At 70.7% G+C, this 25,029-nt stretch carries 22 protein-coding genes and 1 pseudogene; 9 read left to right on the top strand and 14 right to left on the bottom strand.

From position 1 onward, the window contains the following. Window positions 1-222 precede the first annotated feature (222 nt). From ACSMXV_RS24600 to ACSMXV_RS24555, 10 genes are all read right to left on the bottom strand, one after another. Window positions 223-1,731, bottom strand: coding sequence for an NADH-quinone oxidoreductase subunit N (locus ACSMXV_RS24600; RefSeq protein ID WP_473173441.1), 1,509 nt, complete (start codon window positions 1,729-1,731; stop codon window positions 223-225). Next, complete coding sequence (locus ACSMXV_RS24595) at window positions 1,728-3,302, bottom strand: complex I subunit 4 family protein (RefSeq protein ID WP_473173440.1); 1,575 nt, start codon at window positions 3,300-3,302, stop codon at window positions 1,728-1,730. The genes ACSMXV_RS24600 and ACSMXV_RS24595 overlap by 4 nt, the downstream gene beginning before the upstream one ends. 6 nt (window positions 3,303-3,308) lie before the next feature. Further along, window positions 3,309-5,303, bottom strand: a complete 1,995-nt coding sequence (locus ACSMXV_RS24590; RefSeq protein WP_473173439.1) for an NADH-quinone oxidoreductase subunit 5 family protein — start codon at window positions 5,301-5,303, stop codon at window positions 3,309-3,311. After that, a complete protein-coding gene (gene nuoK, locus ACSMXV_RS24585) occupies window positions 5,300-5,692 on the bottom strand; it encodes an NADH-quinone oxidoreductase subunit NuoK (protein WP_181659048.1) in 393 nt (130 codons plus the stop codon). The genes ACSMXV_RS24590 and nuoK overlap by 4 nt, the downstream gene beginning before the upstream one ends. Then, window positions 5,692-6,387: an NADH-quinone oxidoreductase subunit J family protein gene (locus ACSMXV_RS24580; RefSeq protein ID WP_473173438.1), complete on the bottom strand. Its 696-nt coding sequence runs from the start codon at window positions 6,385-6,387 to the stop codon at window positions 5,692-5,694. Before ACSMXV_RS24580 ends, nuoK begins: the two co-directional genes overlap by 1 nt. Further along, entirely contained in the window at window positions 6,384-7,109 is a 726-nt protein-coding gene (locus ACSMXV_RS24575) for a NuoI/complex I 23 kDa subunit family protein (protein WP_473173437.1), read from the bottom strand. Before ACSMXV_RS24575 ends, ACSMXV_RS24580 begins: the two co-directional genes overlap by 4 nt. A 2-nt stretch (window positions 7,110-7,111) precedes the next feature. Next, on the bottom strand, window positions 7,112-8,080 hold the full coding sequence (locus ACSMXV_RS24570) for a complex I subunit 1/NuoH family protein (protein WP_473173436.1): 969 nt from the start codon (window positions 8,078-8,080) through the stop codon (window positions 7,112-7,114). Beyond that, on the bottom strand, window positions 8,077-9,630 hold the full coding sequence (locus ACSMXV_RS24565) for an NADH-quinone oxidoreductase subunit C (RefSeq protein WP_473173435.1): 1,554 nt from the start codon (window positions 9,628-9,630) through the stop codon (window positions 8,077-8,079). The genes ACSMXV_RS24570 and ACSMXV_RS24565 overlap by 4 nt, the downstream gene beginning before the upstream one ends. Next, window positions 9,627-10,283, bottom strand: coding sequence for an NADH-quinone oxidoreductase subunit B (locus ACSMXV_RS24560; protein ID WP_473179060.1), 657 nt, complete (start codon window positions 10,281-10,283; stop codon window positions 9,627-9,629). Before ACSMXV_RS24560 ends, ACSMXV_RS24565 begins: the two co-directional genes overlap by 4 nt. 65 nt (window positions 10,284-10,348) lie before the next feature. Further along, on the bottom strand, window positions 10,349-10,813 hold the full coding sequence (locus ACSMXV_RS24555) for an NADH-quinone oxidoreductase subunit A (protein ID WP_374064264.1): 465 nt from the start codon (window positions 10,811-10,813) through the stop codon (window positions 10,349-10,351). 266 nt (window positions 10,814-11,079) lie between these two features. Between ACSMXV_RS24555 and ACSMXV_RS24550 the strand changes: the two genes are divergently transcribed. From ACSMXV_RS24550 to ACSMXV_RS24530, 5 genes are all read left to right on the top strand, one after another. After that, complete coding sequence (locus ACSMXV_RS24550) at window positions 11,080-12,336, top strand: sensor histidine kinase (RefSeq protein ID WP_473173434.1); 1,257 nt, start codon at window positions 11,080-11,082, stop codon at window positions 12,334-12,336. A gap of 187 nt (window positions 12,337-12,523) precedes the next feature. Further along, the gene (locus tag ACSMXV_RS24545; RefSeq protein ID WP_473173433.1) at window positions 12,524-13,885 is read left to right on the top strand and encodes a sensor histidine kinase; all 1,362 of its coding nucleotides are present in this window, start codon (window positions 12,524-12,526) and stop codon (window positions 13,883-13,885) included. Between the two features lie 203 nt (window positions 13,886-14,088). Further along, entirely contained in the window at window positions 14,089-14,760 is a 672-nt protein-coding gene (locus ACSMXV_RS24540; protein ID WP_473179059.1) for a LuxR C-terminal-related transcriptional regulator, read from the top strand. Window positions 14,761-15,096: 336 nt separating this feature from the next. Then, window positions 15,097-17,046: a 2-oxoacid:acceptor oxidoreductase subunit alpha gene (locus ACSMXV_RS24535; protein ID WP_473173432.1), complete on the top strand. Its 1,950-nt coding sequence runs from the start codon at window positions 15,097-15,099 to the stop codon at window positions 17,044-17,046. Further along, window positions 17,039-18,112 carry a 2-oxoacid:ferredoxin oxidoreductase subunit beta gene (locus ACSMXV_RS24530; protein ID WP_351293599.1) on the top strand — a complete coding sequence of 358 codons (1,074 nt, stop codon included), beginning with the start codon at window positions 17,039-17,041 and terminating at the stop codon, window positions 18,110-18,112. Before ACSMXV_RS24535 ends, ACSMXV_RS24530 begins: the two co-directional genes overlap by 8 nt. Window positions 18,113-18,202: 90 nt before the next feature. On the opposite strand, the gene ACSMXV_RS24525 is transcribed toward ACSMXV_RS24530, so the two are convergent. Next, window positions 18,203-18,604, bottom strand: coding sequence for a winged helix-turn-helix transcriptional regulator (locus ACSMXV_RS24525; protein WP_473173431.1), 402 nt, complete (start codon window positions 18,602-18,604; stop codon window positions 18,203-18,205). A 106-nt stretch (window positions 18,605-18,710) separates the two neighbouring features. On the opposite strand from ACSMXV_RS24525, the gene ACSMXV_RS24520 reads away from it, so the two are divergent. From ACSMXV_RS24520 to ACSMXV_RS24505, 4 genes and pseudogenes are all read left to right on the top strand, one after another. Beyond that, on the top strand, window positions 18,711-19,565 hold the full coding sequence (locus tag ACSMXV_RS24520) for an SDR family oxidoreductase (RefSeq protein WP_473173430.1): 855 nt from the start codon (window positions 18,711-18,713) through the stop codon (window positions 19,563-19,565). Window positions 19,566-19,702: 137 nt separating this feature from the next. Then, entirely contained in the window at window positions 19,703-20,665 is a 963-nt protein-coding gene (gene rarD, locus ACSMXV_RS24515; RefSeq protein ID WP_473173429.1) for an EamA family transporter RarD, read from the top strand. Between the two features lie 90 nt (window positions 20,666-20,755). Then, window positions 20,756-21,078, top strand: a pseudogene (locus tag ACSMXV_RS24510) (VOC family protein). Between the two features lie 88 nt (window positions 21,079-21,166). After that, complete coding sequence (locus tag ACSMXV_RS24505) at window positions 21,167-21,754, top strand: flavodoxin family protein (protein WP_473173428.1); 588 nt, start codon at window positions 21,167-21,169, stop codon at window positions 21,752-21,754. Between the two features lie 69 nt (window positions 21,755-21,823). Here the strand turns inward: ACSMXV_RS24505 and ACSMXV_RS24500 are convergent, their stop codons facing one another. From ACSMXV_RS24500 to ACSMXV_RS24490, 3 genes are read right to left on the bottom strand one after another with little or no spacing between them, the layout of a single operon-like run. After that, window positions 21,824-22,738: an ABC transporter permease gene (locus ACSMXV_RS24500; protein WP_473173427.1), complete on the bottom strand. Its 915-nt coding sequence runs from the start codon at window positions 22,736-22,738 to the stop codon at window positions 21,824-21,826. After that, the gene (locus ACSMXV_RS24495; RefSeq protein ID WP_473173426.1) at window positions 22,725-23,693 is read right to left on the bottom strand and encodes an ABC transporter ATP-binding protein; all 969 of its coding nucleotides are present in this window, start codon (window positions 23,691-23,693) and stop codon (window positions 22,725-22,727) included. The genes ACSMXV_RS24500 and ACSMXV_RS24495 overlap by 14 nt, the downstream gene beginning before the upstream one ends. A gap of 55 nt (window positions 23,694-23,748) precedes the next feature. Continuing rightward, entirely contained in the window at window positions 23,749-25,002 is a 1,254-nt protein-coding gene (locus tag ACSMXV_RS24490; protein WP_473173425.1) for a LolA family protein, read from the bottom strand. Window positions 25,003-25,029: the final 27 nt, after the last annotated feature.

Raw genomic sequence — 25,029 nt, 5'->3', positions numbered from 1 at the left:
TCTGGTGCTTCCACTGTCGGTAGATGCTCACTGTCCAGTGGACGCTTCCGTACTGGTCAACGCCAGGCGGGAGATACGAGTTCCCTTGTGCGCGCACGGCCGTGCGTGGGCCGTCCGGGTGACGGGCCACGCACGCGTGCCGGTGACGTCGTCCACGTGCCGGTGGAGTCGTCCGCGGAGTTGTCCGCGCGGGTCAGAACCGCGCGGGTCAGAAGCGCGCGGTCAGAACAGCCCGGTGTCCGCGAAGCGCAGCACCATCTGGGGCGCCCCCGAGAGTGCGATGCCGAGGACGGCGGTCAGTGCGATCGCGGCCGTCAGCGGGGCCGGGATGCGGTGCCTCTCGGGCTCTCCCTCGGGGGCGCGGAAGAGCAGCGCGGTCCACTGCAGGTAGTAGTAGAGCGCGATCACGACATTGACGGCCATGACCACCGCGAGCCAGCCCAGTCCGGCGTCGACAGCTGCCGAAAAGACGGTGACCTTGGCGAAGAGGCCGATGATGCCGGGCGGCAGTCCCGCGAGGCAGAGCAGGAAGAACGCGAGCACCAGGGCCGACAGCGGCTGACCGGCGTAGAGGCCGCGGTAGTCGCTGATGCGGTTGAGCGGCTTCGTACGGGCCACGAGAGCGGCCACGGCGAAGGCGCCGAGGTTCACGGCGGCGTACATCAGGGCGTACGCCACGGTCGAGCCGATGGCCCGCTCGGCGTCCTTGGAGTAGCCCGCGGCGGCGATCGGCACCAGCAGGTAGCCGGCCTGTCCGACGGACGACCAGGCGAGCAGCCGGACCGCGCTGTACGCGCGCGTGGCCTGCTGGCGTAGCGCGCCGGCGTTGCCCACGGTCATGGTGAGCGCGGCGAGGACGGCCATCGCAGGGCCCCACACGTCCGCGTAGGAGGGGAAGGCGACGACGGTGACGAGGATCAGCCCGGAGAAGCCGACCGCCTTGCCGACGACGGACAGGTACGCGGCGACCGGCAGGGGCGCGCCGATGTAGGTGTCGGGCACCCAGAAGTGGAAGGGCACCGCCGCCGTCTTGAAGGCGAAGCCGACCAGGGTGAGGACGACACCTGCCTGGGCGAGCGTGCTCAGCTGCGCGTCGACGTCCTGGAGCGCCGAGGCCATCTCGGTCAGATACAGCGTGCCCGTCGCGGCGTAGAGGAAGCTGACGCCCATGAGGGTGACGGCGGTCGCGGTGACGGACGACAGGAAGAACTTCAGCGCGGCTTCGGCGGACTGTCTGTCGCCGCGCTTGAGGCCGACCAGGGCGAAGGCGGGCAGCGAGGCGACCTCGAGGGCGACGACGAGGGTGGCGAGGTCGCGGGATGCGGGAAGCAGGGCGGCGCCCGCGGCGGAGGAGAGCAGCAGGAACCAGAACTCCCCTTCGGGGAGTTCCTTTCCTGAGTCCTGCGCGTCCTTGATGGCGCTTGCCGACAGCAGGGCCGTCAGCAGGGCTCCGCCGAGGACGAGGAACTGGATGACGAGCGTGAACCGGTCGGCGGTGTAGCTGCAGACGGTCGCGTCGCCTCGCAGGCAGAACGTGGAGCGGTCGCCGTCGAGGAGGGGCAGCAGCGACAGCGTGGCCGCTGCCAGGCCCGCGACGGACACCCAGCCGAGGAGGGCCTTCCTGTCGTCGCGTACGAACAGGTCGGCGACCAGCACGACGAGTCCGACGACCGCGGCGATGGTGGGCGGCGCGATCGCGAGCCAGTCGACGGACTGGACCAGGGAGCTCATCGGGTGCCTCCTGCGAGGAGCTGCTGCACGGCCGGGTCGGTCAGGCCGAGGAGGACCGCGGGCCAGAGTCCGGCGAGGACGGTGAGGGCGACGAGGGGGGTCCAGGCCGCGAACTCGTAGCCCTGGACGTCGATGACCGCCCGGGACTCCTGCTCGGCGGACCCCATGCAGACGCGGCGTACGACCACGAGCATGTATGCGGCCGTGAGGAGGGTGCCGATGCCGGCGAACACCATGAAGGTCAGGAACGCGGGGCGGCTGAGGCCGTCGGCGGGCTGGAACGCGCCGAACAGGGCGAGCATCTCGCCCCAGAACCCGGCGAGGCCCGGCAGTCCGAGCGAGGCGACGGCGCCGAAGGCGAGCAGGCCGCCGAAGCGCGGGGCGCGGCCGTAGAGCGCGGCCCCCGTCTCCTGCGCGAGGGCGTCGAGGTCCGTCGTGCCGGTGCGGTCCTTGAGGGCGCCGACGAGGAAGAACAGCAGGCCGGTGATGAGGCCGTGGGCGACGTTGGCGAACAGCGCGCCGTTGACGCCGGTCGGGGTCATCGTGGCGATGCCGAGCAGGACGAAGCCCATGTGGCCGACGGACGAGTACGCGATGAGGCGCTTGAGGTCGCCTTTCGCGCCCTGCTTGGCGAGGGCGAGGCAGGCGAGGGATCCGTAGATGATGCCGACGACCGCGAACGCGGCGAGGTAGGGCGCGAAGGTGTGCATGCCGTCGGGCGTGATCGGCAGCAGGATGCGGACGAACCCGTACGTGCCCATCTTCAGCAGGACACCGGCGAGGAGCACCGAGCCGACCGTGGGCGCGGCGGTGTGGGCGTCCGGAAGCCAGCTGTGCAGCGGCCACATCGGCGTCTTGACCGCGAGCCCGATTCCGATCGCGAGAACGGCGATGACCTGCACGGATGTGGTGAGCGACCGGCCGTTGTCAGTGGCGAGTGCCAGCATGTCGAACGTGCCGGAGTTGAGCCCGACGAGGAGGAGGCCCAGCAGCATCACGACGGAGCCGAGCAGCGTGAAGAGGATGAACTTCCAGGCGGCGGGACCGCGCCCCTCACCGCCCCAGCGGGCGATGAGGAAGTACATCGGGATGAGGACCATCTCGAAGGCGAGGAAGAACAGCAGCAGGTCGAGGACGGCGAAGGTGGCAAGGGTGCCGGACTCGAGGACGAGGAGCAGGGCCACGAATGCCGTGGGGGACGGGCCCGCAGGCATCTTGAAGTAGCTGTACAGCGCGCAGAGGAAGGTCAGCAGCGCTGTCATGACGAGGAGGGGGAGCGAGATGCCGTCGATGCCGAGGTGGATCCGCACGTCGAGTGCGGGGATCCAGCTGATGTCGGTCGTGGCCTGCATCTTCGACGGCTGGTCGTGGTCGAAGCCGAGCGCGAGGACGATCGCGGCGGCGAGGACCGCGCCGGTCACGGTCACGCCGTGGCGCAGCACGGCCTGCTCGGGCGACTTCCCCTTCAGCCCGGGCGGGGCCGGGAGGAGAGCGGCGGCGGCGCCGATGAGCGGCCCGACGACGATGAACGCAAGAAGGAACTGCATCACGGATTCGCTGATATCGATCACGGCTGCTCACGCTCCCCTGGTGGCGACGAGGACGGCGACGGCCGCCAGGACGGCCGAGCCGGCGAGCAGGACGCTGAGGTAGGTCTGCACGTTGCCGGTCTGGGCGCGGCGTACGGCCGTGCCGAGCCAGCGGGGGGCGGTGCCCGCACCGCGTACGTAGGTGTCGACGACCTCGCGGTCGAGGAAGCGGACCAGTTCGGCGGCGGCCCGCACGGGGCGTACGAACAGGGCCGTGTAGACGGCGTCGAGATGGAAGCCGACGGCCGCGTGGCGGTGCAGCGGGCCTAGCAGCAGTCGGCCCGGGTCGGCGGGGTCGGAGGCGTAGGCCACGTCTCCGTACGCGGGGGCGTGACTCGCGATGGCCTCCGCTTCGACCACGCCGGCATCCGCCTCGGGGTGGGCCGCGACGGCGCCGACGGGGGCGCGGGCGGCCAGCGCCGTGGTGTGCCGCCATGCGCCGTACGTGACGAGTCCGCCGACCAGGGCCAGGCCGGTGCCGAGAACGGAGGTGGTGAGGGTCGGGGTGAGGGCGTGTCCGTCGAACCAGTCGGGCAGCACGCCGGCCGTGAGGCCGAAGGCGAGGGACGGCACGGCGAGTACCCACAGCACGGCGTTCATGACAGCGGGCTGCGGGCCATGGTCCGGGGCCTCGGCGCCGTGGCCCCGGAAGGCCAGCAGCCACAGCCGGGTGGCGTATGCGGCGGTGAGGAGGGCGGTGACGAGTCCGGAGACGAGGACGATCCAGCCCGCCGAGGCGGGGACGGCCGCGCCTTCACCGGCGGCGGCGTGCTCGGCGACGCCCAGCACGGCCTCCTTGGAGAAGAAGCCGGCGAAGGGCGGGATCGCGGCGAGCGCCAGGAGCGCCACGGACATCGTCCAGTAGGCGTCGGGGACGCGGCTGCGCAGGTCCCTCATCCGGGACATGGCGGCCAGCGAGTTGGTGCCCGCGGCGTGGATGATCACGCCCGCGGCGAGGAACAGCAGCGCCTTGAAGGCGCCGTGCGAGAGGAGGTGGAATACGGCGGCACCGCGGTCGCCGACGGCCAGGGCGCCGGTCATGTAGCCGAGCTGGCCGATGGTCGAGTAGGCGAGGACGCGCTTGATGTCGTCCTGGGCGAGCGCGGCCAGCGCCGAACCGGTCATCGTGACGGCGGCCATGACGGCGAGAACGACCAGTGCGGCCGCCGACGCGGCGAAGACGGGGAGGAGCCGGGCGATGAAGTAGACACCGGCGGCGACCATCGTCGCGGCGTGGATCAGCGCGGAGACCGGCGTTGGGCCGGCCATCGCGTCGGGCAGCCAGGTGTGCAGCGGGAACTGCGCGGACTTGCCCGCGACGCCCGCCAGGAGCAGTAGTGCGATCAGCGTCGGGTGGTCGAGCCCGCCGCTCGCGACGGCCCCGAGGACGGTCGTGATGCGGAACGACCCGGCGTCGGCGGCGAGGGCGAACAGACCGAAGAGGAAGGGGACATCGCCGAGCTTGGTGACCAGGAAGGCCTTCAGGGATGCGGCACGCGCCTCGGGTGTCTCCCAGTAGTGGCCGACGAGGAAGTACGAGCAGATGCCCATGATCTCCCAGCCGACCAGCAGCACGATCAGGTCGCCGGAGTAGACGACGAGCAGCATCGCGGAGGTGAAGAGGGAGATGAGCGCCGCGTACGAGGGGTAGCGCGGGTCGTCGCGCAGATAGCCCGTGGAGTAGATCTGCACGCAGGACGCGACCACGCCGACCAGTACGGCGACGAGGACGGCGAAGCCGTCCAGGTGCAGGGCGAGTTCGACGGGGACCGAGCCGGTGGGGGTGAGCTCGGTGGCCGCGTCGATGGCCTGGCCGCCGCCCTGGCGGAGGGCGACCAGCACCGCGAAGACCGTCGACAGCAGGGTGGGCAGGACCGCGAGGGGGCGTACGAAGCCGGGAGCGGTGCGGCCGAGTAGCAGGCCGGCCGCGGCGCCCAGGAACGGAAGGAGAGGAACGAGTACGGCAAGGGTGGTCGTGGTCACGCGGCGGCCTCAGTCTTTTCTGCCATGGCGGGGGCGGCCGGTTCGGTGCCGTCGTCGCCGGGGCCGGGGCGCGTTTCGGCGGTGTCGCGGAGCTTGTCGATGTCCGAGGTGCCCCGGGCGCGGTACACGGCCAGCACGATCGCGAGGCCGATGCCGATCTCGGCGGCGGCGATGGCGATGGTGAAGAGGGTGAGCGCCTGACCGGAGTGCAGGGCGTCGCGGGCGGCCCGGCTGAGCCAGACGTCGAAGGCGACGAGGTTGAGGTTGACGGCGTTGAGCATGAGCTCGACGGACATCAGCACCAGGATCGCGTTGCGGCGGGCCAGGACGCCGTACAGGCCGGTGCAGAAGAGGAGGACGGAGAGCACGGCGGGATAGGCGAGGTGCATCAGCGGACCCCTTCCTTGCCGGAGGCCGCCTGGTCCTTGCCGGAGGCCGCCGTGTTCTTGCCGGACGGTGCCGTGTCCTTGTCGGACGGCGCCTTGCTCTTGTCGGCCGATGCCTTGTTCGTTGAGCCCTGCGGGCGTTCGCCCTCGGCTGCCGCCTTGCGGGAGAGGACGATCGCGCCGACGAGGGCGGCGAGAAGCAGGACCGAGAGGGCCTCGAAAGGCAGCACCCAGCTCTGGAAGAGGCTCGCTCCGGTCACGGCGGTGGAGCCGCCGTCGGCCGCGCCGGCCGCGCCGTCCAAGTCGATCCAGGTCGTACGGAAGGCGTCGACGACGACCCAGACCAGGGCGGCGGCCGCGGCGACGGCCACGGTCAGCGCCGCCCACCGGTTGCCGGAGTCGGCGTCCGGGGAGCGGCCGATGGGCGCCCTGGTGAGCATCAGTCCGAACAGAAGGAGGACCACCACGGAACCGACATAGATGAGGACCTGCACCCAGGCGATGAACTCGGCCGTCAGCAGGAGGTACTCGACGGCGAGGCCGCCGAGCGCCACCACGAGCCACAGGGCGGCGTGCACCAGCTGTTTGGTGGTGACGGTTATGACCGCCGCGCCGAGTGTGACGATCCCGACCAGCAGGAAGGCGACCTCGACGCCGGTCGGGGAGAGGAAGCCGTGGCTGCTCGCTGCGAGGGTCACGCGGGTCCCTCCTGTCCGGGGGTTCCGGCGGTTCCGGGAGTGCCGGTGCCGGAGGTGCCGGAGGCGTCTGCGGTGCCGGAGGCGTCTGCGGTGCCGGAGGCGTCTGCGGTGCCGGAGGTGGCGGGGCCACCGGAAGCCCGGGAGGCGCCGGACTCGGGAGCGCCTGGCTCCGCCTGCGCGGCGGCCAGCTTCTCCGCGGCCTTGCGGGCCCCGGCCAGTTCCTTGGGCTCCTCCGCTCCGGGATCGAGAGCGGGCGGGGCCGGGACCGTCCACATCCACTCGCGGAGCTTGTCGCGCTCGTGGGTCAGGTCGCGGATGTCGGTCTCGGCGTACTCGAACTCCGGGGACCAGAACAGCGCGTCGAAAGGACACACCTCGATGCAGATACCGCAGTACATGCAGAGGGAGAAGTCGATGGCGAAGCGGTCGAGGACGTTGCGGCTGCGTTCGCGCCCGCCGGGTGTGGCGGCCGGGACCGTCTCCTTGTGGGAGTCGATGTAGATGCACCAGTCCGGGCACTCGCGTGCGCACAGCATGCAGACGGTGCAGTTCTCCTCGAACAGACCGATGACACCGCGGGTGCGCGGCGGGAGCTCGGGCTGGACGTCCGGGTACTGCGCGGTGACGGACTTCCTCGTCATCGTGCGGAGGGTGACGGCCAGGCCCTTGGCGAGGCCGGAACCGGGAATGCGGGACCGCGTGGGCGGGAGGGACTCGGCCACGGTTACTGGATCACCACCTTGACGACGCCGGTGAGGGCGATCTGGGCGAGGGCGAGCGGGACGAGGAGGGTCCAGGAGAGCTTCTGGAGCTGGTCCTCACGCAGCCGCGGATAGGTCACGCGCAGCCAGATCACGATGAAGGCGAGCACGGCCGTCTTGAGGAGGGTCCAGACCCAGCCGAGCCCGTCGGCACCCCACGGGCCGTGCCAGCCGCCCAGGAACAGGACGGTGGTGAGGCCGCAGAGGACGACGATGCCGGCGTACTCGGCCAGCAGGAACAGAGCGAAACGGAGGCCCGTGTACTCGGTGTAGGCACCGAAGATGATCTCCGAGTCGGCGACCGGCATGTCGAACGGCGGGCGCTGGAGTTCGGCGAGGCCCGCGACGAAGAAGACGATGGCGCCCACGATCTGCCAGGGCAGCCACCACCACTCGAAGGCGTTGACGATGCCCGGGAGCGAGACGGTGCCGGCCGCCATCGCCACCGAGGCGGCGGTGAGCAGCATCGGCAGCTCGTACGCGAGGAGCTGCGCGGCGGTGCGGAGACCGCCGAGGAGGGAGAACTTGTTGGCGGAGGCCCACCCGGCCATGAGCGAGCCGAGTACGCCGACGCCCATGACGGCGAGTACGAAGAAGATGCCCGCGTCGACGATCTGGCCGACGGCGCTCTCGCTCGGACCGATCGGGATGGCCACCAGGACGAGGAGGTAGGGGAGGAGGGCGACGGCGGGAGCGAGCTGGAAGATACGGCGGTCGGCGCCGGCCGGTACGACGTCTTCCTTCTGCGCGAACTTCACACCGTCGGCGACCAGCTGGGCCCAGCCGTGGAAACCACCTGCGTACATGGGGCCGAGGCGGCCCTGCATGTGCGCCATCACCTTGTGCTCGGTCTGCCCGATGATCAGGGGCAGCGTGAGGAAGACGACGAAGACGACGAGGAGTCGCAGGGCGACGTCGAGCGCGTCGTTCACTGCGGGCCTCCTGGGTTGTCGGTCGGGGCGTCCGGGGACTGGGGGGACTGGGGGTTCTCGGCGGGCCTGTCCGGGGACTGGGGGTTCTCGGCGGGCCCGTCCGGGGACTGCGGCTTCTCCGCAGTCTCGTCCGGGGACTTGGGTTTCTGGCTCGGGCCGGGTGAGCCGGTGTTCTCGGTGGGCTCGGCGCCCTCCGATGCCGACGGCTCCGGTGCCGGGGGCTTGGGCTCCACTGCCGGGGGCTCCGCTGGCAGGGGCTGCGAGGCCGGGCGCTCAGCTGCCGGGCGCTCCGAAGCTGTGGCTCCGGGCTCCGGCTCGTTGAAGGCCGGTCGTGCATGGTGCCAGGGGGCGTCGGCGCTACGAGGAGGACGGGAGGTCCCCCCGCGCGTGGGGGCGTCTGCAGGGGAGGGCGCACCGGGTGCTTCCGCGGGTGCGGACGTGGTCGGGCTCTCCGGGTCACCACTGGTCTCAGCTGCTGCCGCGGCGGCCTGCGCTCCCTCAGCCCTCGCAGCCTCCGCAGTCTCCGCCCGCTGGCTCGCCGAACCCTGGCTCGCGCTCCGCGACCGGCGCTGGGCCGCTGCCCCCGCCGACCCAGCCGCCGACTCCGCACCGGCAGCCGGGGATGCCGCGGCCTCAGCGCCCTCAGCCCGCGCGCCCTCAGCCCCCGCGCCCTCCTGCGCAGCCGCAGCCCGCTGGCTCACCGAACCCTGACTCACACTGCGCGACCGTCGCGGCGTCGCCACCCCCGCCGACCGAGCCGCCGACTCCGCACTGGCAGCCGGGGACGCCGCACCGGCAGCCGGGGATGCCGCGCCCGCAGCCGCCGCCCCCGCGCCCGCCTGGCCGGCGGCGCCTGCGCCCGCCCCGCCGGCGGCCCCCGCGCCCGCCTGGCTCGCCGATCCCTCGCTCGCCGTACGAGTACGGCGAGCCGGGCGGTCGCCCGCGGCGCGGGCCGCGCCGCGCGCCGGACGGGCCGGGGCCGCGGGAAGCTGGCCCTTCAACGGGCCCCACTCGTTGGGGTCGGGCACGCCGGGCGGCAGCATCTGGCGGCGCTTGGGGCCGCCGTGCTCCGACTCCCCCGGCTCCTTGGCGCCCGGCCAGGCCTTGGCCACCCGCGCCGCGAGGACGAAGTCCTTGCGCAGAGGGTGTCCTTCGAAACCATCCGGGAGAAGGAGAGGTGCCAGCCCCGGGTGGCCCTCGAAACTCACGCCGAACATCTCGTGGGTCTCGCGTTCGTGCCAGGCCGCGCCCGCGTAGACGCCGACCGCGGACGGCAGTACGGGCGCGTCGTGCGGAACGGTCGTTCGGACGAGGAGGCGGCGTACCGGCGCCAGCGCCACCACGTGTGCGGAGACGCGGAAGCCCGTACCCGGCTCGTCCACGGCGCTCAGCCAGTCGAAATAGGTGCAGCCCAGCACCGAACGCGCGGTCTCGAGGGCCGCCGTCCAGGAGGACGAGGGCACGTCGACGGTCAGCACGTCGTACGACTCCTCGGCCGTCGCGTCCGCACCGAAGAGTTCCTCGACGGGAGCGGTGAGCCAACCGGTCACTCGGACGCCTCCCCCGGAACAGACGGCGGAACGACTGAAGGCTGAGCAGACGACTGAACAGGCGGCTGCACCAGTCCGCTCTGCAGCGCCGCGGCCGAAGGCCGCCCCGCACCGGCCCCCGCACCCGCACCCGAGCCGTACCGCTCCCCCAGCGACTCCCGTGCGATCTTCTCCTGGAGCTTGAGGATGCCCTGCAGCAGCGCCTCCGGACGCGGCGGGCACCCGGGCACGTACACGTCCACCGGGATGATCTGGTCGACGCCCTTCGTCACCGAGTACGAGTCCCAGTACGGGCCGCCGCAGTTGCTGCACGCCCCGAACGAGATGACGTACTTCGGCTCGGGCATCTGCTCGTAGAGCCGCTTCACGGCCGGGGCCATCTTGTCCGTCACGGTCCCGGACACGACCATCAGGTCCGCCTGGCGCGGGCCGGGCGCGAAGGGGATCACGCCGAGCCGGATGAAGTCGTGCCGGGCCATGGACGCGGCGATGAACTCGATCGCGCAGCAGGCGAGGCCGAAGTTGAACACCCACAGGCTGTAGCGGCGACCCCAGTTGAGGATCACCTTCATCGGCTCGGGGGCGAGCCGTGCCAGCGCCCCCAGCCGTTTCGGCTCGGGAAGCAGCACGGGCTCGGGCCCGGTCGGGTCCATGTTCCGGGTCGCGTCCACGTTCTGATGCGCGTCCGTGTTCCGGGGCGCGTCCGCGTCGCGCTGGGTCACGCCCATGTCAGGACGCCCTTCTTGTATGCGTACAGCAGGCCTACGGCCAGGAAGCCGAGGAAGATGAACATCTCCACCAGCGTCGTCGCGCCGTAACCGGGCGCGGCGAACACCGTGGCCCAGGGGAACAGGAAGATCGAGTCCACGGCGAAGATCACGTAGAGGAAGGCGTAGACGTAGTAGCGGACCTGGGTGTGCGCCCAGCCCTCGCCGACCGGGTCGACGCCGCATTCGTAGGTCAGCAGCTTCTCGGGCGTGGGGACGACGGGTCGCAGCAGCCGTCCCGCGCCGAAGGCGACGGCGACGAAGAGCACGCCGATGACGGCGAGGAGCCCGACGACGGAGTACGCCTCGAAATAGTCGGCTGCATAGTCGGCTGCGAGGTCGCCCACGGCGACGTGAACCCCCGCGACGTCGCCCGCAGCGACGTGGCCTGCCGCGAGAACGGTCGGTTCCGGCACGTCCGCCCCTCGTTCCCTCATTGCGCCCGGTGTCGGGCGGCTTCGTTTCGCCCTGTGACGGGCGTTTCGTTGCGCCCCGTGGTGGGCCGTGTTCGACGATCTGTACGCACGGGAGTCTAGGGCCTGCTAAAGAAACGGTAAGCGGCCCGTCATGCGTGCAGTCGGCGGGTTCCTCGCGGCGGCCCGCACGAGGTGGGGTTATCCCCAGTTAACCGCGGCGGCGGACCTCATGGCGCAACGGAGCACAACCGGGCACGCTGGCGGCCATGACCGCAGGGACCAGCACCAGTACCGCCGACACAGTCGCCGCCGCAGCCGCCGCCGCAGCCGCCCCGGATGACGGCGCCGAGCGCAGCGAGGAGCGGCTGCCGCCCGCCCGCTTCGCCTTCGACCCGCAGACGTGGAAGGAGATCGCGCATCTCCTCGCCAACCTGCCGGTGTCGCTGCTGGGCTTCACGTACGTGATGACGGTCCTCTTCACCGGGGCCTGGCTGACCGTGACCGTGATCGGTTTTCCGCTGCTCGCGGCCGGGCTGATGGGGGCGCGGCAGCTCGGCAAGCTGGAGCGGGCGCGGGCCAGGGCGCTGCTCGGGGTGCGGGTGGACGAGCCCAGCCCGCTCCCGCTTCGCGGGCGCGGCGGCTTCTTCGCACAGCTGTGGCTGGCCCTGAAGGACCCGGTGGGCTGGCGCACGGTCCTCTACGAGTTCATACGGCTGCCGTGGGGCGTGCTCACCTTCACGGTCACGTTCACGTCGCTGTTCGTCCTCTGGCCGGTCCTGCCGTTCATCGCGCGGGGGCTCACCAACGCCGACCGGGCCATGGTGCGCGGGCTGCTGTCGCCCTCCGACGAGCTGGAGCGGCGCATCGCCGAGCTGGAGTCGGACCGGGGTGTCGTGGTCGACACGGCGGCGGCCGACCTGCGCCGTATCGAGCGCGATCTCCATGACGGCGCCCAGGCCCGCCTGGTGAACCTCGCCATGGGTCTCGGTCTCGCCAAGGAGAAGCTCCTGGAGGACCCCGACGCGGCGGCGGCGATGGTCGAGGAGGCACACGGCGAGGTGAAGCTCGCCCTGCAGGAGCTGCGCGATCTGGCGCGCGGTATCCACCCGGCCGTCCTCACCGACCGCGGCCTCGACGCGGCCCTCTCCTCGGTGGCGTCGCGCTGCACCGTGCCGGTGCAGGTGACCGCCGACCTGGACGCGCGCCCGGCGGCCGCCATCGAGGGCATCGCCTACTTCACCGTCTCCGAGCTGCTGCAGAACGTCAGCAAGCACAGCGGTGCGCGCTCCGCGGCCGTGGACGTGTGGCGCGCGGACCAGCGGCTGCTGATCCAGGTACGGGACGACGGGCGCGGCGGCGCTCACCTGGAGGGCGGTACGGGGATGGCGGGGCTCGCCGAGCGACTCGGCGCGGTCGACGGGCTCTTCGTGATCGACTCCCCCGCGGGCGGGCCGACGACGATCACGGCCGAACTGCCCTGGCGGGACCGGACGGACGACGACTCGGCACCCAAGAAGCCTTGACGTTCGGCGCCCAAGAAGCCTTGACGTTCGGCGCCCAAGAAGCCTTGAGGTAGGGAAAACCCCCGCCCCAAGACGCCGACCCGCTCCATGGTTCGCGGGCTCAGCCGGCAGCACTGTTGACCTACGACGACAGCCACCTGAGCAGCCATGTGGCGGGACACCGGGCAGAAACGGACGGGCGACAGCGATGGCCACGGAGTACGAACAGGGGTACGGGCGGCTCGGCCGTCCCGGGTTCGGCGGGGCGGGCGACGAGGAACCGGCGCGGCGGCACCTTCTGCCGGCCGGGCTGCGCGCGCCGTTCGAGGGACGCACCTGGCGCGAGTTCGGCTATCTGATGCTGAGCCTGCCGGTCAGCATCCTGATGTTCACCTTCGCCGTGACGATGCTGTCGCTCGGCGCGGGCCTGCTGATCACCTTCCTCGGCATCCCCGTGCTCGCCGCGGCACTGGCGGGCTGCCGCGGCCTCGGCGCGCTGGAGCGGACCCGGGCCAGGGCGCTGCTGCGCCTCGACGTGGCGGACCCGGAGCCGGTACGGCCGACGAAGCGCACCCCGCTGTCCTGGGGGATCGCGCTCATGAGGAGCGGCGCCTCCTGGCGGCATGTCGTGTACGCGATCGTGCACTTCCCGTGGGCCGTGTTCGCCTTCTCGGTGGCGGTGTCCTTCTGGACGTACGGCTGGGCGATGCTGACGTACCCGCTGTGGCAGTGGGTCTTCCCGGTGTACGTGGGCGTCGGCGGCCTCCAGCTCTACGGCGACGGCACCCACAACGTCTATCTGGACAACCCGTTCGAGATCACCGTGACAGCGGCGGTCGGGCTGCTGATCACGCTGGCCACGCCGTGGATCCTGCGGGCCCTGACCACCGTGGACCGGCTGCTGGTGTCGGGTCTGCTGGGGCCGTCGCGACTGGCCACGCGGGTGGTGGAGCTCGAGTCGGACCGCGGGATCGTGGTCGACACGGCGGCGGCCGACCTCCGCCGCATCGAGCGCGATCTGCACGACGGCGCGCAGGCCCGCCTGGTGAACCTCGCCATGGATCTGGGGCTCGCCAAGGAGAAGCTGGCGGAGGACCCTCAGGCCGCGGCCCGCATGGTGGACGAGGCGCACGGCGAGGTGAAGACGGCGTTGCAGGAGCTGCGCGACCTGGCGCGCGGCATCCACCCGGCCGTCCTCACCGACCGCGGCCTGGACGCGGCCCTGTCCGCGGTGGCCTCCCGCTGCACGGTCCCGGTGCAGGTCGACGTGGACCTGCCGTCCCGCCCGGCACCGGCGATCGAGGGCATCGCCTACTTCACGGTCTCCGAGCTGCTGCAGAACATCAGCAAGCACACTCAGGCGACACGGGCCACCGTCGACGTATGGCGCGTCGAGAACCGCCTGCTGCTGCAGGTCGCGGACGACGGCACGGGCGGCGCTGACGTGACCAAGGGCTCCGGCCTCGCGGGACTCGCCGAGCGACTGGACGCCGTCGACGGCATCCTCGTCGTCGACTCGCCGCCGGGCGGCCCGACCCGCGTGACGGCCGAGCTGCCCTGGCGCGGCTGAGCCTCCCGCCCCGCCCGCAGGCCAGACCGCACCGGAGTCAGACCCCCGATTCCCGTGCCTCAGGCCCGGTACGTCCCGAATGCTGGAATGCTGGTCCCTGGTCGTACGGCCCCACGAGGTCGTACGACCAGAGGCGTACCAGCGGAGCCGAGCAGGGACCGAGCCAGGGCGAGCCGAGAGAGGCTATGGGGGGCCGAAGAATCGTGGAGGACAGGGTGCGGGTGGTCATCGCCGAGGATTCAGTGCTGCTCAGGGAGGGCCTGACCCGGTTGCTGACCGACCGCGGGCACGAGGTCGTCGCGGGCGTGGGCGACGCGGAAGCGCTGATCAAGACCATCACCGGCCTCGCCGCCGAGGGCTCGCTGCCCGACGTGGTGGTCGCCGATGTGCGGATGCCGCCGACGCACACGGACGAGGGCGTACGGGCCGCGGTGCAGCTGCGGGGGCTCCACCCCGGACTCGGCGTGCTGGTGCTGTCGCAGTACGTGGAGGAGCGGTACGCGACGGAGCTGCTCGCGGGCTCCAGCCGCGGCGTCGGGTATCTGCTGAAGGACCGGGTGGCCGAGGTGCGCGAGTTCGTGGACGCCGTGGTGAGGGTGGCCGAGGGCGGTACGGCGCTCGACCCGGAGGTCGTGGCGCAGCTGCTGGGCCGCAGCCGCAAACAGGACGTGCTCGCGGGTCTTACACCGCGTGAGCGGGAGGTCCTGGGCCTGATGGCCGAGGGACGGACGAACTCGGCGATCGCCAGGCAGCTCGTGGTCAGCGACGGTGCGGTCGAGAAGCACGTCAGCAATATCTTCCTGAAGCTCGGTCTCTCCCAGAGTGACGGGGATCACCGGCGTGTTCTGGCGGTTCTGACCTATCTGAACTCGTAGCCGACTGACACTCTGTCAGATGTCAGTCACGGCATGCGACGAGGCGAAAAGCAAGGCGCACGCCAGGCAAAAGCAAGGCGCACGCGACGCACAGCAAGGCACCGGCAAGGCGCACCAGGCGTGAGCCCTAGAACCAAAGGATGAGCGGTCGGCGTCGTCTACGGGAAGAGTCAGGGGCCAGCAGAACATGCCAAACCAGGACATCGGATCATCTCAAAAGTGCGTCCACCATGCGAACGGTCCAGGGAAGGACACCCTTACCGACGTAGGGTGGGCTATGGGGAGGCCGGTCGGCCGGCCGCCTCGTAAGAGCCGCCTCGAGGGAGGTCCAGTTCAGTGACCAGCCAGGTCAGTAGCCCAGCCGAGCAGGCCGACGGGACCGTCGTCGGCGGGCAGCGCACGCCGCTGTCCGAGGCGGGGGCGACGGGCGACAAGGAAGTACGCCGTCTCGACCGCGTGATCATCCGCTTCGCGGGCGACTCCGGCGACGGTATGCAGCTCACGGGCGACCGCTTCACCTCGGAGACGGCATCCTTCGGCAACGACCTGTCGACGCTGCCGAACTTCCCCGCCGAGATCCGTGCCCCTGCCGGCACCCTGCCGGGTGTCTCGTCGTTCCAGCTGCACTTCGCCGACCACGACATCCTCACGCCGGGCGACGCGCCCAACGTGCTGGTCGCGATGAACCCTGCCGCGCTGAAGGCGAACATCGGTGATGTGCCGCGCGGCGCGGAGATCATCGTCAACACGGACGAGTTCACCAAGCGCGCGATGCAGAAGGTCGGCTACGAGACGTCCCCGCTGGAGGACGGCTCGCTGGACGGCTACAGCGTGCACCCGGTGCCGCTGACCACGCTGACGGTGGAGGCGCTGAAGGAGTTCGACCTCTCGCGTAAGGACGCGGGGCGAAGCAAGAACATGTTCGCCCTCGGCCTGCTGAGCTGGATGTACCACCGCCCGACAGAGGGCACCGAGAAGTTCCTGCGGTCCAAGTTCGCCAAGAAGCCGGACATCGCCGAGGCGAACATCGCCGCCTTCCGCGCGGGCTGGAACTTCGGCGAGACGACCGAGGACTTCGCGGTCTCCTACGAGGTCGCCCCGGCCACGAAGGCGTTCCCGACCGGCACGTACCGCAATATCTCCGGGAACCTGGCGCTGTCCTACGGACTGGTCGCCGCGTCTCGTCAGGCGGACCTGCCGCTGTACCTGGGCTCGTACCCGATCACCCCGGCATCGGACATCCTGCACGAGCTGAGCAAGCACAAGAACTTCGGCGTGCGCACCTTCCAGGCCGAGGACGAGATCGCTGGCATCGGTGCCGCGCTGGGTGCGGCCTTCGGCGGCTCGCTCGCGGTCACGACGACCTCTGGCCCCGGCGTGGCGCTGAAGTCCGAGACGATCGGCCTGGCGGTCTCTCTCGAGCTGCCGCTGCTGATCGTCGACATCCAGCGCGGCGGCCCGAGCACCGGTCTGCCGACCAAGACCGAGCAGGCGGACCTGCTCCAGGCGATGTACGGGCGCAACGGCGAGGCGCCGGTGCCCGTGGTCGCCCCGCAGACCCCGGCCGACTGCTTCGACGCCGCGCTCGAGGCGGCCCGGATCGCGCTGACCTACCGCACGCCGGTGATGCTGCTCTCCGACGGCTATCTGGCCAACGGCTCCGAGCCCTGGCGCATCCCGGAGCTCGACGAGCTGCCCGACCTCCAGGTGCAGTTCGCGCAGGGCCCGAACCACACGCTGGACGACGGCACCGAGGTCTTCTGGCCGTACAAGCGCGACCCGCAGACGCTGGCCCGTCCGTGGGCGGTGCCGGGCACGCCGGGCCTGGAGCACCGCATCGGCGGCATCGAGAAGCAGGACGGCACGGGCAACATCTCCTACGACCCGGCCAACCACGACTTCATGGTCCGCACCCGCCAGGCCAAGATCGACGGCATCGAGGTGCCCGACATCGAGGTCGACGACCCGACCGGGGACGCAAAGCTGCTCGTCCTGGGCTGGGGTTCGACGTACGGACCGATCACGGCCGCCGTGCGCCGGCTGCGCAAGGCCGGCGAGAGCGTCGCCCAGGCCCATCTGCGCCACCTCAACCCGTTCCCGGGGAATCTGGGCGACGTCCTGAAGCGTTACGACAAGGTGGTGATCCCCGAGATGAACCTCGGTCAGCTCGCCACCCTGATCCGGGCGAAGTACCTGGTCGACGCCCACTCGCACAACCAGGTCAACGGAATGCCGTTCAAGGCGGAGCAGCTCGCCACGGCTCTCAAGGAGGCCATCGATGCCTGAGACCACCACCGAAGGGACCATCGAAGCGCTTTCGCTGGTCCCCAAGGCCGAGGCCAAGCAGTCCATGAAGGACTTCAAGTCCGATCAGGAAGTGCGCTGGTGCCCCGGTTGCGGTGACTACGCGATCCTCGCCGCCGTGCAGGGCTTCATGCCCGAGCTCGGCCTGGCGAAGGAGAACATCGTCTTCGTCTCGGGCATCGGCTGTTCCTCGCGCTTCCCGTACTACATGAACACGTACGGGATGCACTCCATCCACGGCCGCGCCCCGGCCATCGCGACCGGGCTCGCCTCATCCCGCCGCGACCTGTCGGTGTGGGTCGTCACGGGTGACGGTGACGCGCTGTCGATCGGCGGCAACCACCTGATCCACGCGCTGCGCCGCAACGTCAACCTCAAGATCCTGCTGTTCAACAACCGGATCTACGGTCTGACCAAGGGCCAGTACTCGCCCACCTCCGAGGTCGGCAAGATCACCAAGTCGACGCCGATGGGCTCGCTGGACGCGCCCTTCAACCCGGTCTCGCTGGCGATCGGCGCGGAGGCGTCGTTCGTGGCGCGCACGGTCGACTCCGACCGCCAGCACCTCACGAGCGTGCTGCGCGAGGCGGCCGCCCACCCGGGCACGGCGCTGGTGGAGATCTACCAGAACTGCAACATCTTCAACGACGGCGCGTTCGACGCCCTCAAGGACAAGCAGCAGGCCGAGGAAGCGGTGATCCGCCTGGAGCACGGGCAGCCGATCCGCTTCGGCCACGAGCGCTCGAAGGGTGTCGTACGGGACGCGGCCACCGGCGATCTGAAGGTCGTCGCGGTCACGCCGGAGAACGAGTCGCAGATCCTGGTCCACGACGCGCACTCCGCCTCGCCCACGACGGCGTTCGCGCTGTCCCGGCTCGCCGACCCGGACACCCTGCACAACACCCCGATCGGCGTCTTCCGGTCCGTGGACCGGCCGGTCTACGACACGCAGATGGCCGACCAGCTGGACACCGCCATCGAGCAGAACGGCAAGGGCGACCTGTCCGCGCTGTTCGCTGGAGGCGACACGTGGACGGTGGTCGGCTGACCGCCGACACTCAGTCCACACGAGGCATGAGGCCCGGACCCGAAGCCCTGACGCTTCAGGTCCGGGCCTCTCCGTGTCGTACGCCCGGCTTCAGGCGCGCGCCTCGTCGTATGCCTGGCGGGCCTTCGTCACGTCGTCCATCCGCTCGTGCGTCCACAGCGCCAGTGCGCGGACCTGCTCGGCGGCCTCGCGGCCCAGGTCGGTGAGGGAGTAGTCGACGCGCGGGGGGATCACCGGCTTCGCGTCCCGGTGGACGAGGCCGTCGCGTTCCAGGGTCTGCAGGGTCTGCGTGAGCATCTTCTCGCTGACGCGGCCGATGGCGCGGCGCAGCTCGCTGAAACGGTACGAGCGCTCCAGGAGCTCGATCAGGACAAGGACACCCCAGCGGCTGGTGACGTGCTCCAGGACGAGGCGGTACGGGCACATCGCCTCGGCGCCGAGGTCCCACTTGCCGGCTGTCGTCCTGCTGCCTGCTGCATCGCTTACGGCCATGCCAGTACCTTACTTCAAAGTGGGTACTTTCGAAGAGTTAGTGCATCTCCTAGGGTGAGTGTCAGATCGAAAGAGTCGCATACCGCACTTACGGGAGTTGTCAGTCATGAGCATCATCGTCACCGGAGCCACCGGACACCTCGGCCGTTTCGTCATCGAGGGCCTGCTGGAGAAGGTTCCGGCCGACCAGATCACCGCCGTCGTCCGCAGCGAAGAGAAGGGCGCCGGCTTCGCGGCCCGCGGCGTGAAGCTCGCCGTCGCGGACTACAACGCCCCGGAGACCTTCGACGGGCTCTTCTCCGCCGGGGACAAGGTGCTGCTCATCTCGGGCAACGAGTTCGACAAGGGCCGCGTCGGCCAGCACAAGGTCGTCCTCGACGCCGCCAAGGCGGCCGACGTCGCACTCTTCGCGTACACGAGCGCCCCCGGCACCCTGACGGCCGCGCTGGCCGACGATCACAAGGGCACCGAGAAGGCGATCCTCGACTCTGGCGTGCCGTATGTCCTGCTGCGCAACGGCTGGTACAACGAGAACTACACCGAGCAGCTCGCCCCCGTCCTTGAGCACAACGCCGTGGTCGCCGCCGCCGGTGAAGGCAAGGTCGCCTCCGCCGCGCGCGCCGACTACGCGTCCGCCGCCGTCGCCGTGCTGACCGGCGAGGGCCACGAGAACAAGACGTACGAGCTGAGCGGCGACACCGCGTGGAGCTTCGCCGAGTACGCCGCGGAGCTGAGCAAGCAGACCGGCAAGGAGATCGTCTACAACGCCGTTCCCGCCGAGGCCCTCGTCGGCATCCTGACCGGGGCGGGTCTGCCCGAGATGTTCGCCCAGATCCTGGCGGGCGTCGACACGTCCATCGAGAAGGGCGAGCTGGCCGTCACCAGCGGCGACCTGTCCCGGCTGACCGGCCGCCCGACCACGCCGATCGCGGACTCGATCGCCGCCGCGCTCAAGGGCTGAGCCCCGGCCCCCGGGCCCCACGACCCCGCCTCCTCGAGGACCTCCCCGCCTGTCATGACCGTATTGCGATACGGGCATGACAGGCGGGGTTTTCGGCGTTACCTTCATGAAGTTGCCGCGCCTGGAGGAGGGGTCCCGTGAAGTCGAAGAGTGAGCAGCGGATAGGTCTGCTGAACGGCTTCGCGGCATACGGCGCCTGGGGGCTCGTCCCTCTCTTCTGGCCCCTCCTCAAGCCCGCAGCGGCCGGCGAGATCCTCGCGCACCGCATGGTGTGGTCGCTCGGCGTCGTGGGCGTCGCGCTGCTGGTGATACGGCGCTGGGCCTGGGCCGGCGAGCTGATCCGGCAGCCGCGCAAACTGGGGCTCATCGCGATCGCCGCGACCGTCATCACCGTCAACTGGGGCGTCTACATCTGGGCCGTGAACGCCGGCCACGTCGTCGAGACCTCACTCGGCTATTTCATCAATCCGCTGGTCACCATCGCCATGGGCGTCCTGCTGCTGAAGGAGCGTCTGCGGCCCGTCCAGTGGGCCGCGGTCGGCATCGCCTTCGCGGCGGTCGTGGTGCTCACGATCGGCTACGGCCGGCCGCCGTGGATCTCGCTCGTCCTCGCCTTCTCGTTCGCGACGTACGGCCTGGTGAAGAAGAAGGTCAACCTCGGCGGACTCGAGTCGCTGGCCGCCGAGACCGCGATCCAGTTCCTGCCCGCGCTCGCCTATCTGCTGTGGCTCGGCTCGCAGGGCCGGTCCACGTTCGGGGCCGAGGGCGCGGGGCACGCGGCGCTGCTTGCGGCCACGGGCATCGTGACGGCCGCTCCCCTGGTGTGCTTCGGTGCGGCCGCGATCCGGGTGCCGCTGTCCACGCTGGGTCTGCTGCAGTATCTGGCGCCGGTCTTCCAGTTCCTGCTGGGCATCCTCTACTTCCACGAGGCCATGCCGCCCGAGCGGTGGGCGGGCTTCGCCCTGGTGTGGCTGGCACTCGCCATGCTGACCTGGGACGCGCTGCGGACCGCGCACCGGTCGCGCGCGGCGGCCGAGGAATTGCAGAGGGAGGCGTCCCAGCGGGCGGGATCCCCGGCGACGCGTGAGGCGGCCGCCTGACGGAGGCTTCTCCGGGCGTTCTCCGGGCGCCTCGGTCCGGTCGGCGACGCGCGGCGTGTCGCGCGGCGCACGGGCCTATAACTGGTTCGTATGACGCAGCAGAGCCACCAACGGCAGACGCTTCACTGGAAGCTCGTCATCGACGCGGCCGATCCCCGGGCCCAGGCCGCCTTCTGGGCCGAGGCTCTCGGGTACGAGGTCGAGGACAGCAGCGCCCTGATCGAACGGCTCCTCGGCTTCGGAGCCGTCCCGGAATCCCTCACCGTCAAGAACCGCCTCCACATCGACGTCCACTCCGCGGCCGGGCAGCGCGACGCCGAGGTCGCACGGCTGGAAGGGCTGGGCGCAGCCGCGCTGAGCCGGGTCAAGGAACCGGGGGCGAGTGGGTGATCATGCAGGACTCGAGCCGCTGACGGGATGAGACAGGCACAACTGCATGCGTGTGCATATACTGCATGCGCGTGCATTGTCGCCTATGGCGAGTAACTGGGGGTACCTACCGTGAGCAGCCGCGTCTTCCTCTTCGTGCTGGGCAGCAGCCGAAGCTCAGGAAACACCGAGATCCTGGCCCGCAAGGCCGCCGAACAGCTGCCCGGTGACGTGCGGCAGCGCTGGCTGCACCTCGCGGACCACCCCCTCCCCGACTTCGAGGATCTGCGGCACGACAGCGACCACGTCCGGCCCACCGGCGACAACGTGAAACTGCTGCTCGACGCGACCCTCGAGGCCACCGACATCGTCATCGCATCCCCTCTGTACTGGTACTCCGTCTCGGCCCATACGAAGCGCTACCTCGACCACTGGTCGGGCTGGCTTCGCATGTCCGGACTCGACTTCAGGGCCCGGATGGCCGGGAGGACGCTGTGGGGCGTGACGGCACTGGCCGAGGAGGAGCAGGAAGTCGCGGACCCGCTCATCGGCACCCTGAACAACTCGGCCGCGTACCTGGGCATGCGTTTCGGCGGGGTGCTGCTGGGCAACGGCAGCAAGCCCGGCGACGTACTGAACGACGACAAGGCGCTGGCGCGGGCCAAGACGTTCTTCGCTCAGGAACCGCCACCGGCCCGCTATCCCCACGAGACCGCATAGCGGTCCGCATCCCTACGAGGCCGCACAGCGGTCCGGTCCCCATCCCTGCGAGGGCCGCCTAGCTGTCCGCTACGCCGTGATGTCCTTCGCCGTGAAGCGCGCCCAGGCCGCCGAGCCGAACAAGGCCGCATAGACGGCCTGTATCCCGAGGTTGCGTGTCAGGTCGTCCCAGTAGACCGGCTCGCGCATCAGATCGGCGAAGGACAGCCAGTAGTGGGAGAAGAAGTAGGGCTGGATCGCGTGCAGTTGCGGTATCTGGTCGAGGATCTGGACCGTGATCAGCAGGCCCACGGTCGTCGCCATCGCCGCGATCCCGCTGTTGGTCAGCGTCGAGACGAAGAGGCCGAGCGCCGCGACACCGGTCAGTGACGCGGCGACGACCAACGCGATCAGCAGCGCGCGCAGCAGCCCCTCGCCCATGCCGATCCGTGTCCCCGAGATCGTGGTGAGATCGCCCAGCGGGAACAGCAGCGCGCCCACGGTCAGTGCGGACACCGCCACGACGAGGGTCGCCACGAGGCAGAACGCCATCGTGGTCGCGTACTTGGTCAGCAGCAGTCGCGTACGGCCCGCCGGGGCCACCAGCAGATACCGCAGGGTGCCCGCGTTCGCCTCGCCCGCTATCGCGTCGCCCGCGATGACGCCGATCGCCATCGGCAGGAAGAACGGCAGGGTCGCCGCCAGCGAGGTGAAGACCAGGAACAGGCCGTTGTTGGTGATCTGCGCGATGAACGCCGGGCCGCCACCGCCACCGCCCGGCCCCATTCCGCCGCCGTCGCTCGTCTCGATCTTCACGGCGATGCCGACGAGCACGGGCACGGCCGCGAGCACCCCGAGCAGCGCCAGAGTGCGCCAGCGGCGGAACGTGGTCGTCAGCTCGCTGCGGAACAGGCCCAGGGTCCACAGCCGTCGTACGGAGGGTGCGGGCGGCGGGGTCGGCGCGCTTCGCGTAGCGAGTACGGCGGTCTCCTCAGCCTGCGACATCGAAGCCCTCCCCGGTCAGCGCCACGAACGCGTCCTCCAGCGAGGCGCGTTCGAGGCTGAAGCCGCGGACCCGCACACCGGCCGCTACCAGCGCCGCGTTCACCTCCGCGAGGTCCCGGTCCGCGTCCGGCGGCTCGCCCGTCACCCGGTCATCCGTGACGACGACGTCCGACACGCCCTGCTCCTTCAGTACGCGGGCAGCGTCACCCGGGTCCGGGGTCGTCACGACGAGACGGCCGCGCGCACCCGCCGCGAGTTCGGCTACCGGGCCCTGGGTGATCAGCCGGCCCCGGGCCATCACGGCCGCATGGGTGCACACCTGCTCGATCTCGTCCAGGAGGTGCGAGGAGAGAAAGACAGTCGCGCCGTCCGACGCCAACTCCCTCACCAGCGCGCGTATTTCCCGCATGCCCTGCGGGTCGAGGCCGTTGGTCGGCTCGTCGAGCACGAGCAGCCGCCTCGGCTGCAGCAACGCGGCCGCGAGCCCCAGCCGCTGCTTCATGCCGAGCGAGTACGCCCGTGCCTTCTTGCCCGCCGCGGCCGTGAGGCCCACACGGTCCAGGGCGGCGGCGACACGCGTCCGGCGGGTGCGCGGGTCGGCGGTCGGGTCCGCCGCGTCGTACCGCAGGAGGTTGTCGCGGCCGGACAGGAAGCCGTAGAGCGCCGGGCCCTCGATGAGCGCGCCCACCTGCGGGAGCACGTCCCGGGTGGAGCGGGGCATGGGGCGGCCGAGGACCCGGGCCGAGCCGGAAGTCGGCTCGATCAGGCCCATCAGCATCCGGATGGTGGTGGTCTTGCCCGAGCCGTTCGGCCCGAGGAACCCGAAGACGCTGCCCTCCGGGACGGTGAGGTCGAGCCCGTCCACGGCGAGCTGCCCGCCGCGGAAGCGCTTGGTGAGGGCGCGGGTGGCGATCACCGTGCCCGTGCCCCGTTCCGCGGCGGACAGTTCCTGCATGGCTCTCCCAACCTGCTTGTGCCGTGCCGTGCCGTGCTGTGCCTGACCGTGCGGGCTACTTCGCCGCGTCGGCCGCCTTCACCAGCGCGTCCTTCGTCACCGCTCCCGCGTAGACCTTGCCGTCGTCCGTGACGAGGGCGTTGACCAGGCGGGTCGAGAAGACCGTGCCGGAGCCGAACTTGCCGGACACCTTGTCGCCCAGCGCGTCCAGGAGCTGCTGCGCCTCCGGAGCGGCATCGCCCGAGCCGGCCGACGGCAGGCCCTGGCCGCCCGGCATCTCGAACGTGGCGATGGCGTTCCAGCCCTCACCGATGACCTTCAGGCCGCTCAGCCCCTCCTCGAGTTCCTCCCCCGACTTGGGCGCCTTGTCCTGGAACTCCTTGGACTCCTGGGCCGTCAACTCGTCGCCCTCGGTGACCTTCGCCCCCTTGGGCGGGCTGAAGTCGAACGTGGACGCGGCCGGCTTGGCGAAGTCGACCTTGGTGAAGCCCGCGTCGACGACGGCGGCGCCGCCACTGGCCGGAGTCAGCGTGAACTTCAGCGGCGTACCGGTCTTGGCGTCCACCGCCACCGAGATCGCGCCGACCGTCGAGCCGGACTGCTTCGGCTTGATGAGCAGCTTGTACGCATCGCGGCCGGCGACCTGCGCGGTGCCGTCGACAGTCACCGACGTCGTGTCGTCGGCCGCCTTCAGCGCCTCCTCGGCAAGCTCCTTGGGCGTGGCCGGGACGTCCTCCGGCACCGCCTTGTCGCCCTTCTCGGCGTGCTCCGCGCCCGTCGCGTGGTATGCCTCGTTCGACGCGCTGTCGTACGCCCACACCTCGTCGCCGTTGCGGATCAGGCTGTACTCGGCCGCGTCGTCCAGGACGGACAGCTTCTGCTTGTCGGGGCCGTCGGCCGCCACGCGCAGCGTGTGCGTACCGGACGCGAGCTCCATCAACTTGGCCTGGGGATCGGCGGACGAACCGCTGTCGTCTCCGCTCGGGCCGCCGCCGGGCGCGAAGCTGCCCGCCACGCCGCCCAGCGAGGGGAGCCCGAGATCGGTGCTGATCTTCACCGTGCCGGAGAGCTGCTGCACATCCGACGCGGCGATCTTCTCGATGAGTTCCTGGGCGCTGATCTTCGGCAGATCGGGGTCACCGGAGTCGGCGAGCGCGGGGACGAGCCCGATGGTCGCCACGGCCACCCCCACGACCGCGACCGGGACCACGTAGCGCGCCGCCCTGCGGCGGCCCGCGCGCAGGTCCTCGACCTCCGCGGCGGCCCCGGGGCCCTCCGCTGACGTATTGCCGGATTCGTACGGTGCCATCTGTGCCCTACCTCCGTGGTTCGGCGG

This window comes from Streptomyces sp. DSM 42067, from assembly GCF_055792885.1.
The sequence above is the reverse complement of the archived record's forward strand: the minus strand, read 5'-3'. Positions and strand labels throughout refer to the sequence as shown.

Excerpts from the sequence above, each read along its gene's own strand:
- ACSMXV_RS24600 (WP_473173441.1), bottom strand. The coding sequence starts at position 1,731 with ATGAGCTCCCTGGTCCAGTCCGTCGACTGGCTCGCGATCGCGCCGCCC.
- ACSMXV_RS24530 (WP_351293599.1), top strand. The coding sequence starts at position 17,039 with ATGCCTGAGACCACCACCGAAGGGACCATCGAAGCGCTTTCGCTGGTC.
- ACSMXV_RS24495 (WP_473173426.1), bottom strand. The coding sequence starts at position 23,693 with ATGCAGGAACTGTCCGCCGCGGAACGGGGCACGGGCACGGTGATCGCC.
- ACSMXV_RS24545 (WP_473173433.1), top strand. The coding sequence starts at position 12,524 with ATGGCCACGGAGTACGAACAGGGGTACGGGCGGCTCGGCCGTCCCGGG.
- ACSMXV_RS24520 (WP_473173430.1), top strand. The coding sequence starts at position 18,711 with ATGAGCATCATCGTCACCGGAGCCACCGGACACCTCGGCCGTTTCGTC.
- nuoK (WP_181659048.1), bottom strand. The coding sequence starts at position 5,692 with ATGCACCTCGCCTATCCCGCCGTGCTCTCCGTCCTCCTCTTCTGCACC.
- ACSMXV_RS24525 (WP_473173431.1), bottom strand. The coding sequence starts at position 18,604 with ATGGCCGTAAGCGATGCAGCAGGCAGCAGGACGACAGCCGGCAAGTGG.
- ACSMXV_RS24550 (WP_473173434.1), top strand. The coding sequence starts at position 11,080 with ATGACCGCAGGGACCAGCACCAGTACCGCCGACACAGTCGCCGCCGCA.
- ACSMXV_RS24560 (WP_473179060.1), bottom strand. The coding sequence starts at position 10,283 with ATGGACCCGACCGGGCCCGAGCCCGTGCTGCTTCCCGAGCCGAAACGG.
- ACSMXV_RS24490 (WP_473173425.1), bottom strand. The coding sequence starts at position 25,002 with ATGGCACCGTACGAATCCGGCAATACGTCAGCGGAGGGCCCCGGGGCC.
- ACSMXV_RS24500 (WP_473173427.1), bottom strand. The coding sequence starts at position 22,738 with ATGTCGCAGGCTGAGGAGACCGCCGTACTCGCTACGCGAAGCGCGCCG.